This window comes from Halomarina oriensis (genome assembly GCF_009791395.1).
Lineage (GTDB): Archaea > Halobacteriota > Halobacteria > Halobacteriales > Haloarculaceae > Halomarina > Halomarina oriensis.
The window spans coordinates 28,217-40,064 of record NZ_WSZK01000005.1 but is presented as its reverse complement, the minus strand read 5'-3'; the positions used below and the strand labels follow the sequence as shown (position 1 = coordinate 40,064).

Here is an 11,848-nt window from a genome sequence, read left to right as displayed (position 1 = left end):
AACGGCACAAACGGCCTTTGTTACGTACCGGTTATCGTAGAGAAGCGAACAGTAACTCGCCGGTAGCCAATCGTTACACCCGGTACGGCCCACAGAAGGCCGTTTCGGGGCTCGCTCAGGACGACGGCTCGCTGACCAGCCGGGTCCGAAGCGTGTCGAACGCGGCGAGGTCGGCGAGGTCACCGTCGGCGAGCTGGGCGAACGTCACAGCCAGCAGTGTGACGGTGCTCACCAGCGCCCACCCGATGACGGGGACCGCGCTCAGCGGCCCCAGTCCCAGGACGCCCATCGGGACGAGCGCACCGACGACCAGGGAGACGGCCAGGCTGGTCGTCGGGAGGTCGGTCTGTTCGGGTTCGTCGAGCGTGAGATACGGTGTCAGTTCGGACGCCGCCTCGCACAGTTCGACGGTCCCGCGGTGCTTGTCGAAGTCGACGATGCCAGCGTCGTCCATCTTCGGGAGGTGACACTGGTAGAGGCCGATGTAGACGCGCTTGCGCTGGGACGACGAGAGCGCTGAGACCTCGATGTCGTTCTCCAGTGCCGCGATGTGTTCGGCCAACTCACCGATGTTCGCCGTCCCCTCGTGCTGCCAGAGATACTGGAGGATGTCGCGGCGACGACGGTTCTTCAGTATCTCGAAGACCGTGTCGAGCGGGAGGCGAGGCGGTTCCTCGATGACGTCGCTCTGCGCCTGCGTTTGCGTCTGCGCCGTTGTGTTGGATATACTCATGTGTTCCACCTGTGGCTGGCCGCAGCTGGCTGCACCGGTGCGGTTCGAGCGTTCGACCGCGTGTTGGACCGCGTTGGACCGTTAAGCCGACCGTTTCGGGACGTTATCCGCCACGATACGGGTCGGACCTCGTGCATCCCCACGATGCTGCGTCAGTGGTTGCTATGTATAGCGTGACAAGCTTAATAAGTAACTGATTTATGCATCTGATGCAACTTCGCCCCCGACACGTTGCAGTCGGTGCGAATACATACTCCGTTTCGTGAACGAACATCTCCAGTATCCGACTATTTAACACGGCGAAACCGGAGCACTGCGGGCCATTGTTGCCGGTTGTCACTCGAACTGGTAGTTCTGGGGAACAGACAACGAACGGACACAACAGGTCACACTCCGGTAGTGAGGAGTGTCTGTTCAGCGAGCAGGCTGGCGGACGAGTCCGCCGAGACCCTCCCTGAGCGAGACGGTCGGTTCGAACGAGAGGTGCTCCCGTGCCTTCGAGATGTCCGCTCGACTCGCACGGATGTCCCCCGGCCGCTCGTCGATGTGGACGATCTCAGACCGCGACCCGGAGAGGTCCCGGATCAACTCCGCGAGGTCGAGGATGCTCACGCTTCGTCCCGTCCCGACGTTGTACCCCTCACCGACGTGGTCGGTCGTCGCGGCCAGCAGGTTCGCCTGTACGACGTCGCTGACGTGGACGAAGTCTCGAATCTGTGAGCCGTCGCCCTCGACGGTGATGTCCTGGCCCGCACACGCCTGTTCGAGGAACGCGGTGATGACGCCGCTGTACTCGCCGCCGGCCTGCCGGGGGCCGTAGACGTTGAAGTACCGAAGCGCGACCGTCTCCAGTCCGTAGAGTTCGTAGTAGAGTCGGGCGTAGTGGTCGGTCGCCAGTTTCTCGACGCCGTAGGGTGACTGTGGCGTCGTCGGTTCGTCCTCGGTGACGGGGACGTGCGTCGGGTCCCCGTAGATGGCCGTCGAGGAGGCGACGACCACGCGTGCGTCCTCCTCGCGGGCACGCTCGAACAGTCCGAGCGTCCCGCCGCTGTTGATACGGTGACTCTCGACGGGGTCGTCGACCGACCGGGTGACGCTGGCGTTCGCCGCTTCGTGGAAGACGAGGTCGACGCCGTCCATCGCCCTGTCGAGCGCCCGCGAGTCACAGACGTCCCCACGAACGACCGTCGCGTCGCGGTGGCAGTTCTCTTCGCTCCCGGTCGAGAAGTCGTCCAGTACACGCACCTCGTTCTCCCCGACGAGCGCGTCGACGAGGTGGCTCCCGATGAACCCCGCACCACCCGTGACGAGCACCGTTCGGCCAGCGATCTCCATACTCTCGGGCTACCCCTCCGGGTGGTTTCGTTATGGACGTTCTATCCCCCGTGTCACGTGACCCTCACACTCCGGGGGAGTCGGCCTCCCGTCGTCGTTTAGTCCGGCTATTACGATACCACCCGACCGCGATACTCGTCACATGCAGACACCGGACCGCGAACACGCGACCGGCGACGCCCTCCGCTTTCGCCACCAACGTCTCGACGACAGCCCACCCGTGGGGCTTCTCAGCACCTGCGAAGTGACCGACCTGACCGGCAACGGCCGCCCAGACGTCATCGTCAGCGGCCTCGGTGCCCGACCGGAGCTCTCTCTCGCCGGCAAACGCATCCTCGTCCGCCAACTCCCGGGGATGGAGGCCGTCTTCCAACGGCTGGAGACCCCCGTCGTCTGGTACGAGAACCGCGGCGACGGCGACTGGGAGCGCCACGCACTCACCACCGAGAAGCACCTCCACCTCGACGTGGGGGCGTGTCTGGCCGACGTCGACGGCGACGGCCGCACCGACCTCCTCGTCGGACAGGGCTACGACGGTTCGGACGTCTACTGGTTCCGCCAGCCCGAGGACCCACGCGAGGAGTGGGAGCGCTTCCTCGTCACCGACCGCTTCCAGAAGTACCACGACCTGCTCGTCGCGGACGTCGACGACGACGGCGAGGACGAACTGGTCGGTCTCTCACAGGAGGCCGAGACGGTGTTCTACTACGACGTTCCCGAGGACCCGACGCTCGAACCGTGGCCGACGACCGACTGTCACGTCGTCGACGAAGGGGTCGACCTCGAAGGCCTGTGGGTCGGTGACGTCGACGGCGACGGCCGCTCGGAACTCGTCGCCGGGCCACACGTCTACCACCGCACGGACGACGGTGCCGACGGCGAGCGCTGGGAACGCGAGATCGTCGCCGAGGGCTGGGAGAAGACCCGTGTGGCCGTGGCGGACCTCGACGGCGACGGCGACCCGGAACTCCTGTTGAGCGAGGGTGACGCCCCGCTGTACGGCACACATCCCGGTCGGGTCGGCTGGTTCGACTACGACGGCGAGACGTGGACCGAACACCTGCTCGCCGACGAACTCTACTGCCCACACAGTCTGCAGGTGGGGGACCTGACCGGCGACGGCCACCTCGACGTCGTCGTCGGCGAGATGGCCCACCGCCACAACGACGACCCGGTCCTCTACGCGTTCGTCAACCGCGGCGACGGCACGTTCGACCAGCAGGTCATCGAGCGCGGTGTCGAGACTCACGAGGCGAAACTCGTCGACCTGGACGGCGACGGCCGCCTCGACGTCGTCAGCAAGTCCTACGGACCCCGGAGACACGTCGACGTCTGGTACAACCGGGGCTGACCGCGCACCCAGTCGTGGGACGGGCCTCGTTCGCCGTCGCCGTCACCGTCGACGGCACTGACGAGTAGTCCGACCGGAGAAGACAGCGGTTTTCGTTCGACGCTCGACCGCGGAGCGACCGCTCAGTGTGACTCGTTCAGGTCGACACAGCCGTCGGGGTCGGCGCGAATCCACCGGCCGGCGTCCGCCGTGTCGTGACCCGGCGTCGGGTCGTACAGCAGGATGTCGCCGTCTTCGGTCTGACACGCTTCGAGGTCGATGCGGGGGTGGTCGGCGACGCGGACGTCGGTGTCGGGGTCACTCGCTGCCATGGTCGGGTCTGCAACCTCTCGGAATATAGGTAATTACTCGCTACCGGAACGGTTTCCCCGGAACGGCTCCATGACGACGGGCGACGCGTCGGGCGGTCCTGCCACACGAGACCGTCGGATTACGGCCGCGGTGTCTCCAGGAGAGTTTCGAGACCGGGGTCGAACTTCGGGTCGATACGCGGATGCTCGCGGGTGACCGTCATCGGACACTCGTCGGGGGCCTGCGAGTCGTCCTCGCTGAACATGTACTGGGGCCACTCGCGGTCGCCCTCGATACCCCAGTCCCCGAGGTCGGCGTGGGGGCAGACGCCGTCGTAGGTCTCCAGACGTTCTTGAATGACCTCGCGGGCACGCTGCCCGGCGTCGGTGTCGGCGGTGACGCCGAGGTTCTCGAACAGTGCGCGTGGCTGGAAGGTGATTTCGAGGCCGACGGGGCAGTAGCGACTGCGCCGCTGGTCGTAGAACGGGGCGCGACAGGTCGGGAACATCGGGACGCCCGCGAACGAGAACTCCCACTCGGCGTCGTCGGGGTCGGTCGGGATGTCCGCGGGCCACGGTTCGGGGTCGTGGACGTGGAGGAACTGGAGGACGTGCCAGAGCGCCTCGTGGTAGTCGGCCTCCGTCGTCACGTTCGGCGAGGGACGGAAGAACGTCACCAGCGACGCACGGTCGGCGTGGTCCTCGTAGACCTGGAGGTACTCGTACAGCGTGTCTCGCAGTCCCAACAGCGCGTCACGGTCGGTCATCGAGGGGACGGCCGTGTACAGCGGGTCGCCGGCCCGGACGGACTCGCTGCCGAAGTGACACGGGAACGGCGTACCGTTGTGCTCGCCGAGGAGTCCGCCGCTGAACGTCCGCCAGTGGTCGGCCAGCCACGCGGGAGCGTCGTCGGCCTCGGCGCGTTCGGCCAGGGTCGCCTGGTCTAACAGCGCCTGTCCCCCTGGTTCGTTCATACCCCCGTTCGGGACGCGTCGGACTTGGAACCATCGGATTCGGCGTCGACGCGACCGACGGTGGTCGAACCGGCCGGTGGGGTCAGCGAGCGAGGACCCGTCGCGCCATCCCGACCGTGTTCTTCACGAGGAACCGCACCGTCTCGCGCGCGCCGGGGGTCGTGTACAGCGGGCCGAGGTCGTCCGAGTCGATTCGCTCCGGGGACTCCCCAGCACGGAGCGAAGCGAGTCCGGTCGAGAGCATCCCCTCGGACGCGGCGTACAGGCGGCGTTCGACGTCGGGCCACGTCTCGGCGTCCGAGAGGTTGACCGACTCGAAGGCCACGACGGCTCCGCCGTCGAGCGTCTCGGTGAGACGCTGGAGGGTGACGCCGCCCTCGTGAGCACCGTCGATGTACTCCCACACACCGACGGGTCGACCACGGTATCGCCGGACGTCACCGTGGTGGAAGCTGAGGACGCCGTGGTCCGGTTCGGTGAGGATGTCGCCCTTGACGATGCCGAACCCGAACCGGACCACGACGTCTGTCTCCGCAGCGACGGTGTCGACCACCTCTGTCGGGAGGACCTGCCCGAACGTCTCCGCTGGCTGTGGCGTACAGAGCACGCGGGGGACGTCCGCCCACGGGAGGTCGTCGAGGTCGACCCACTCCAGATGGGCGGGCGGGGCGACGACGCTTCGGTACGCGGAGACCGGTGTCCACACCCCGTAGTCGCGTGCCGTATCGACGTAGCGACGGAGGGTCGCCACCCCGTCGTCGTCGAGGCTGGCGGCGACGTCGTCGTTGATGACGACGCGCTCGACCGAGAGCACGCCGTCGTCGATCGCTCGGGCGACGGCAGCGGCCGCCCAGCGCCGCATCGCCGGGCCGTCGAGCAGGAGGGTCGCCGCGACCGGTGTCGCGTCCTCGTCGGTCGCCACCGCACTCCCCTCGGTCGTGTCGGCGGAGCTCACCGGGTCACCGTCGGCTGTTCGTCGGCCACGTTCGGTCGGTCCTCGACCACCTCCGGCCGGCGTTCGACGGCCTCCGGTCGCTCGTCGGTCGCCTCAGCGGGCCCGGCAGTCGTCTCGGGGAGTTCCACCACGTCCGGCCGTTCCTCGGCCGTCGTCGGCCCTTCGAGTTCCCGCCGAACGTCGCGGTTCAGTTCGGCCATCGTCTTGACCTCCAGTTCCCCTCGTTCGACCCGTTCACCGATGTCGGCGAGCAGTGCGTCTATCTGTGGCCACTGCTCGTCGGTTGCGATGTCGTAGAGGTGACTCCAGAAGTGGACGTGCCCCCCGGTTTCGACGGCTCGGTCGAGCGCTCTCCGGTGGTATCGGCGGTGGAGTCGCTTGCCGACGCTGGTCGGTATCCAGCGGTACGCGGGGTGCGTATCGTACTCGCCCAGTGGGAGGTACTCGGCGGCGAGGGTCTTGTACACCGGCGAGTACGTCTCGACGACACCGTCGACGAGATGTGGCTCCGCGACGGGGTGCGGTCCGGTGATGATCTCACGCAGTTTGTGGAGCGGCGTCCTCGGGTCGCCGAACTCCGACGACCGGTAGTGGGGCACGCGAACCGTCTCGATACCGACCTCGCGGAGGACGTCCCGGGGCGGGGTACTGTGTCGTGGCGGGACCAGCGAGACGACGTCGTCGAGGCCGAACCGCTCGTGGGCCGCGTGTGCCGTACGCAGGTCGTGAGCGACGGTCTCTTCCGGGACCTCGGCACACTCGATGTGCGAGAACGTGTGCGTGCAGATCTCGTGTGGCGTCGGGGACTCCCGAATCGCCTCGACCAGGTCCGGGGCGTAGAACTTGGGGGCTTCGTAGACGGAGCTTCCGGGGTCGATGTCCCACCAGTCGTCGGGGTACGGCCCCTCGTGGTGGCCGTCGCACTCGGCCAGCAGGAGGTGGCCGACGACGTTGAACGTGATGGGGACGTCCGAGAGAGCACACCGGTCGAGGAGAGCGTCGAGACGGGTGGTCTCTCGCTCTCGACCCGGCGATATCTTGTCCAACATCCCGAACCGGGTGACACCCCACCCGAGTTCGAGTTCGAGGCTGATGGTGACGGTACCAGTCATCTATCTGTCCGATTACTCCTCTGAGATTAAGTTACAATGTCGCTACATTTGGACTAGTCCATGCTAACGAACTGCATGGTCACGATAACCGTGATTTAACGAGTGGTTGGGCACGGTCGTCGCACGTCCCGGACAGGGATGTAAATGGTGACATCCTATCGACACGTGCGGCGTGAGAGCGTCGTACTGTCAGAGGCGAGTCCACCGAAATCCGGGTGGGAGACGGGCAGTCAGAGGACGAGCAGTCCCGTGACGACTGCGACGGCGACCCCCACGAGCACGAACGCCACGTAGAGCAGGAGGTTGAGGCGGATGAGTGCGAGCGCACCACCGAGCGAGTCGTCACGGGTGACGCTCGCACCGCTCGCTGCGGCCACCCGTCGGTGCAACTGGACGTGAGCGACTGCGTAGACGACGACGACGAGCGCGAACACGCCGAGCGTCGCAAAGACGAGCAACGCTTCGTTCAGGACGACACCGGCCACGAGTCCGAGGATGGCCGCGACGAACACGACGTTCATCCCGAGGCTCAACCGTCGAGCCGTGGCGATGTCTGTGTCGTTCGACATACTCGAATTCTCACCCAACGGCGGTGATACCGGTTTCGGTCTCTCGGTCACCGGCCACCGCCCGTGCAGACGAGCACCGCGACCACGAGCACGCCGAGAGTCGCCGACAGCGCCGGGACGAGCGGCACGCCGGCGCTCGCGGCGGCCGCGAGTGTCGTCACCGCGACCACGGCCAGGACGTGCCGGGCCGACACCGGTGCGGTCACAGCCCCGGAACTCACCGTGGGCCACCTCCGACCGACCGGACAGCGCCGACGCCGTCGCTGGCGGGCACGGGGCTCTCGGAGAACGACGACATCAGCGCCAGTCCGAAAGGTCGTACAGCGTGTCTTCGTCGACGGTCAGCCACTGCGCCGCGAGGGACTCGCCGTCGGCCTGGGGGTTGTAGACCGTCACGATGCCCGGCGTCGAAGGGTCGGGGGCGTGCGCGAGTGGCGATTCGAGCGGCGCGTCGCTCGCGTCCGCCGGTGCCTCAGTTCGCATCGTCGGCCAGGGGGCCGTCCTCGGCGTACTCGACGCAGGCACGCAGCTCTGCGGCGATGGTCTCGACGCGGTGGGTGAACTCCTCGGCGTCGTCGTCCGTGACGACCCCGTCGGTCCACAGGTCGTCGACGAGCGATTCGAGTTCGGTTTCGGTACGGTCGATGTCCGCCAGCACGGTCGTGTCGTCTCGGCTCATGACGACTGGTACTCGTGAAGCTATCGCCATTTCGATTGCAGGTACAGACGTTCAGCCGCCGCTGCTCCGGTGGCTAGATGTATAGCACCGTTCACGGCCGGACACAGTTCTCGTGACCCGGACGGTCCGCGCCGGCGAACAGTGTGTGAGTCGGCCACACACCACGCGGAGCCGTCCGCACGCGGTTCGTCGTATCGTGTGCGTGACGACGACAACGGTTTTCGCGCGTCACCCGTAGGGAGGACATGCGACTCGCCGTTCGCGTGGCCCTCGCGGTCGTCGGCGTCGCCGTCCTCGTGACGTACGTCGGTGGCGCGGCGCTACTCGCCGTGCTGTTACTCGACGTCGTACGGGGCGTCGACCCGGCGACGTTCGTGCTCTCGTTCGGCCTCCTCACGGTCGGACTGGGCTATCTGAGCTACCGCACCGGAACCGCCCGCGTCCTCGCCGGTATCGGCGCTCGGGACCTCCCCCGCGAGCGGTCGCCACGACTGTACGCTCGCCTCAACGACCTCTGTGACCGGATGGGCCTCGATACGCCCCGGCTGATGGTCGTCCGAACACGGACACCGAACGCCTTCGCGCTCGGAGGGACCGTCGTCCTCGACCGGGCGCTGTTCCACCTGCTCACGGTCGACGAACTGGAGGGCATCCTCGCCCACGAACTCGCTCACGTCGAACGCCGCGACGGCCTCGTCGGGTCGCTCGTGTTCAGCGTCGCGCGGACCGCCGTCGGCCTGCTCGCGGTCGCGCTCCTCCCGCTCGCGCTCGTGCTGTCGGGGGTCGCCCGAGCGAGCGCGCTGGTGGCCGGGCGACCACGAGACTGGCGCGAGACGCTCGCCGGCCGGGCGAGGACCCGCATCGACCGGGTCGTCGCGGGACTGCTCGTCGCCAGTACCGCGGTCGTGATGGCTCGCTCGCGGCGTCGTGAACTCGCCGCGGACGACCGGGCGGCCGAAGTGACGGGCGACCCGCTGGCGCTGGCGCGGGCGCTCGCCCGCCTCGACGGGCCGTCGTGGCCGTTCGTCCGCGAGGAGAGCGCGGCGACGCGACTGCTGGCGAGCCACCCCGACACCGACGAGCGCATCGAGCGCCTGCGTGAACGGGCCGACCGGAACGCCACCCGAATCGAGGTCCGGTGACCGTGGACGAGGACGCCGACACGCCGACCACGACCGGTCCCGACACGACGACCCGAGTCCGCGGACAGCGCCTCTACGACCGCTGGAGCGACCACCAGACACTGTTTCGGCTGGGCAAGTGGGTCGTCTTCGCCGGACGCGAGGACGCGTATCGCCGCCAGACGCTCGCGGGGCTGAACGCCCGACGCGGCGACACCGTCCTCGACGTCGGCTGTGGACCCGGCGTCGACCTCCCCGCGCTCCGCGAGCGCGTCGGCCCCGAGGGCCGCGTCGTCGGCGTCGACTACTCGAAGGGGATGGTCGAACGGGCCCAGCGGCGGATCGACCGCGCGGACTGGTCGAACGTCCACGTCGTCCGCGGCGACGCGAGTCACCTCCCGCTCCCCGCCGAGAGCGTCGACCGAGCGTACGCCACCCTCTCGCTGAGCGCGATGCCCGACCTCCCCGGCGTGCTAAACGCCGTCGCCGAGACGCTCGTCCCCGGCGGTCGACTCGCCGTGTTCGACACCCGACCGTTCCAGACCGGCTACCGCCGGGCACTGAACCCGCTGCTCGTCCGCGGGTCGTGGCTGTTGACCAACTGGCACCCCGACGTCGGCCTCCTCGAACCGCTCCGCGAGCGGTTCGACCGGGTGGCCGTCGAGACGTTCGACGCCGGTGCGACGGTCGTCGCCGTCGCTCACCGTCGGTGAGGCTGCCGCGGACGACACGAGTCAGTTCTCGGAGGCCCGGTCGTCCACGTCGTCGCCGTTCGAGAAGCCACACGAGACGACGCGGACGAGCGCCTGCGAGACCGTCTCGTCGGACTCCTCGATTCGGTCGGGGTCGGCGGCGACGAGCAGACCCGAGGTGGGGTCGGGCGCTCCCGGTAAGAAGACCATCACGTCGCCGTCGGGCGCACGGACCCCCGTGCGGAAGCCGGTCATCCACTGCCCGGGCCAGGACTCGACCTTGACGGGCGTCCGGGTCCGCTCGTCGCCCGCGAGGAGTCGCCGGGTGGTGAACTTCGCGGCGTTGTAGACGACTCTGAGGACCGGAAGCCGGTTCGCGGTGGCGTCGGCCGCGCTGTCGACGAACGGGCCGAGTGCGGTCCCCATCACGCGGCCGACGGCGACGACGACGACGACGAAGACGGCGAGGACGATGGCGACCCGAACCGGGGCGGGGTAGCCGGGGGGAACCCCGAGCGAGGCCACCTGCTGGTAGAGGAAGACGCAGATGGCGACGACGAGCGCGACGGGAACCACGAGCGCCAGTCCGCCGACCAAGTCACGTCGCCACTGCTCCATGTGTGGGCGGTGGGGCGGTGGTATGATGGGGGTTTCGGTCCCGAGAGACGTGGAGGAAACGTCGGACGACGACGGACCCTTCGCGCTCAGTCGGCCGTCGGCAGGCCGCTGGCGACCTCTCGGGCCTTCTCGCGGATGGCCGCCGCGTCACCGGTGGCGAGTTCCCCCTCGTCGTAGAGCACCTCGCCGTCGACCATCGTGAAGCGGACGTCGTCGCCGTGGGCGGCGAAGACGAGGTGTGAGAGGACGTCGTGGAGCGGTGTCGCCCGCGTCAGGTCCGTGGTGAGACCGACGACGTCGGCCGTCCAGCCCTCGCGCAGACAGCCGACGTCGTCGAATCCGGCGGCTCTCGCGCCGTTGTGGGTCGCCATCTCGAACACCGTCCCCGCGGGCGTCGCCAGCGGGTCGAGTTCCTCGACCTTCTGGAGGAGGCTGGCCTGGCGCATCTCGGTGAACGCGTCGAGCGTGTTGTTACACGGCGGGCCGTCGTTGCCGAGGGCGACGTTGATGCCCCGGCGGTGGTAGTCGACGACGGGCGCGACGCCCGAGGCGAGTTTCATGTTCGAGGAGGGGCAGTAGGTGACGTGCGTACCCGTCTCGGCGAGTACCTCGCGTTCGGACTCGCTGGTGTGGACGCAGTGAGCGAGCACGACGTCCTCGCCGGTGATTCCGACCTCGTCGAGCCAGTGGACGTTGCGCATCCCCGTCTCGGCTTCGACCGTCGCTATCTCGTCGCGGTTCTCCGAGGCGTGGGTGTGGATGCGGACCCCCTCGTGGGCGTCGGCCAGTTCTCGGACCCCACGGAGACACGCCTCGGTACACGAGACGGCGAACCGCGGGGTGAGCGAGTACTGGATACGGCCGTCGTGGGTGTCGTGGTAGCGTTCGATGAGTCGCTCGGACTCGTTGAGGGCGGCGTCGGTGTCCTCCTCCAGTCCCTCGGGGGAGTTCGTGTCCATCAGCACCTTCCCGATTCGCCCGCGGATGCCGAGTTCGCCGGCGGCCTCGAACGCCTCGTCGGCGTGGTTGACCGAGAGGTGGTCGACCACCGTGGTGACGCCCGACTCGAGACATTCGAGGTAGCCGAGTTCGGCGGCGACGCGCATCCCTTCGGCGTCGAGGGAGGCCTCCATCGGCAGGACGTGGTCGAACAGCCAGTCCAGTAGCGCGGTGTCGTCGGCGATGCCCCGCCCGAGCGACTGGACGGAGTGGACGTGCGCACCCACGAGGCCGGGGGCGAGCACGTCGAACGAGCGCCGTTCGTGGTCCGGGTAGCGGTCGTTGAGTTCCTCGCGGTCGCCCACGGCCGCGATACGGTCGCCCTCGACGACGACCGCGCCGTCCTCGACGACGGTCGTCGCGTCGGCGACGACGGTTCCCTGTAGTAGCATTCCCTCGTCGACTCGGTGGGTCTCCCGA

At 68.0% G+C, this 11,848-nt stretch carries 15 protein-coding genes; 3 read left to right on the top strand and 12 right to left on the bottom strand.

The annotated features are described in order from the left end of the window. Positions 1-115: 115 nt before the first annotated feature. A complete protein-coding gene (locus GQS65_RS01585; protein WP_199268380.1) occupies positions 116-733 on the bottom strand; it encodes a DUF7344 domain-containing protein in 618 nt (205 codons plus the stop codon). 414 nt (positions 734-1,147) lie between these two features. Next, positions 1,148-2,068, bottom strand: a complete 921-nt coding sequence (locus GQS65_RS01580; RefSeq protein ID WP_158202921.1) for an NAD-dependent epimerase/dehydratase family protein — start codon at positions 2,066-2,068, stop codon at positions 1,148-1,150. A 142-nt stretch (positions 2,069-2,210) separates the two neighbouring features. On the opposite strand from GQS65_RS01580, the gene GQS65_RS01575 reads away from it, so the two are divergent. Then, positions 2,211-3,419, top strand: coding sequence for an FG-GAP repeat domain-containing protein (locus tag GQS65_RS01575; RefSeq protein ID WP_158202920.1), 1,209 nt, complete (start codon positions 2,211-2,213; stop codon positions 3,417-3,419). A gap of 122 nt (positions 3,420-3,541) precedes the next feature. Here GQS65_RS01575 and GQS65_RS01570 read toward each other — a convergent pair whose 3' ends face one another. The 8 genes from GQS65_RS01570 to GQS65_RS01535 all read right to left on the bottom strand — a co-directional run bounded on the left by GQS65_RS01570 (position 3,542) and on the right by GQS65_RS01535 (position 7,998). Beyond that, positions 3,542-3,730, bottom strand: coding sequence for a hypothetical protein (locus tag GQS65_RS01570; RefSeq protein ID WP_158202919.1), 189 nt, complete (start codon positions 3,728-3,730; stop codon positions 3,542-3,544). A gap of 119 nt (positions 3,731-3,849) precedes the next feature. After that, the gene (locus GQS65_RS01565) at positions 3,850-4,683 is read right to left on the bottom strand and encodes a YqcI/YcgG family protein (RefSeq protein WP_158202918.1); all 834 of its coding nucleotides are present in this window, start codon (positions 4,681-4,683) and stop codon (positions 3,850-3,852) included. 82 nt (positions 4,684-4,765) lie between these two features. Then, positions 4,766-5,638 carry a formyltransferase family protein gene (locus GQS65_RS01560; protein WP_199268379.1) on the bottom strand — a complete coding sequence of 291 codons (873 nt, stop codon included), beginning with the start codon at positions 5,636-5,638 and terminating at the stop codon, positions 4,766-4,768. After that, a complete protein-coding gene (locus tag GQS65_RS01555) occupies positions 5,635-6,750 on the bottom strand; it encodes a polysaccharide deacetylase family protein (RefSeq protein ID WP_158202917.1) in 1,116 nt (371 codons plus the stop codon). The genes GQS65_RS01560 and GQS65_RS01555 overlap by 4 nt, the downstream gene beginning before the upstream one ends. Before the next feature lie 230 nt (positions 6,751-6,980). After that, positions 6,981-7,319 carry a hypothetical protein gene (locus tag GQS65_RS01550; RefSeq protein WP_158202916.1) on the bottom strand — a complete coding sequence of 113 codons (339 nt, stop codon included), beginning with the start codon at positions 7,317-7,319 and terminating at the stop codon, positions 6,981-6,983. A 47-nt stretch (positions 7,320-7,366) separates the two neighbouring features. Next, positions 7,367-7,540 carry a hypothetical protein gene (locus tag GQS65_RS01545; RefSeq protein ID WP_158202915.1) on the bottom strand — a complete coding sequence of 58 codons (174 nt, stop codon included), beginning with the start codon at positions 7,538-7,540 and terminating at the stop codon, positions 7,367-7,369. Between the two features lie 76 nt (positions 7,541-7,616). Then, positions 7,617-7,802, bottom strand: coding sequence for a DUF7511 domain-containing protein (locus tag GQS65_RS01540; protein ID WP_158202914.1), 186 nt, complete (start codon positions 7,800-7,802; stop codon positions 7,617-7,619). Beyond that, complete coding sequence (locus GQS65_RS01535; RefSeq protein ID WP_158202913.1) at positions 7,792-7,998, bottom strand: hypothetical protein; 207 nt, start codon at positions 7,996-7,998, stop codon at positions 7,792-7,794. The genes GQS65_RS01540 and GQS65_RS01535 overlap by 11 nt, the downstream gene beginning before the upstream one ends. Before the next feature lie 245 nt (positions 7,999-8,243). On the opposite strand from GQS65_RS01535, the gene GQS65_RS01530 reads away from it, so the two are divergent. After that, positions 8,244-9,140, top strand: a complete 897-nt coding sequence (locus GQS65_RS01530; protein ID WP_158202912.1) for a M48 family metallopeptidase — start codon at positions 8,244-8,246, stop codon at positions 9,138-9,140. A gap of 2 nt (positions 9,141-9,142) precedes the next feature. Then, on the top strand, positions 9,143-9,832 hold the full coding sequence (locus tag GQS65_RS01525) for a methyltransferase domain-containing protein (protein ID WP_368279753.1): 690 nt from the start codon (positions 9,143-9,145) through the stop codon (positions 9,830-9,832). Between the two features lie 21 nt (positions 9,833-9,853). Here the strand turns inward: GQS65_RS01525 and GQS65_RS01520 are convergent, their stop codons facing one another. Continuing rightward, on the bottom strand, positions 9,854-10,429 hold the full coding sequence (locus tag GQS65_RS01520; protein ID WP_158202911.1) for a DUF502 domain-containing protein: 576 nt from the start codon (positions 10,427-10,429) through the stop codon (positions 9,854-9,856). 86 nt (positions 10,430-10,515) lie between these two features. Next, complete coding sequence (locus tag GQS65_RS01515) at positions 10,516-11,820, bottom strand: 5'-deoxyadenosine deaminase (RefSeq protein WP_158202959.1); 1,305 nt, start codon at positions 11,818-11,820, stop codon at positions 10,516-10,518. Positions 11,821-11,848 lie beyond the last annotated feature (28 nt).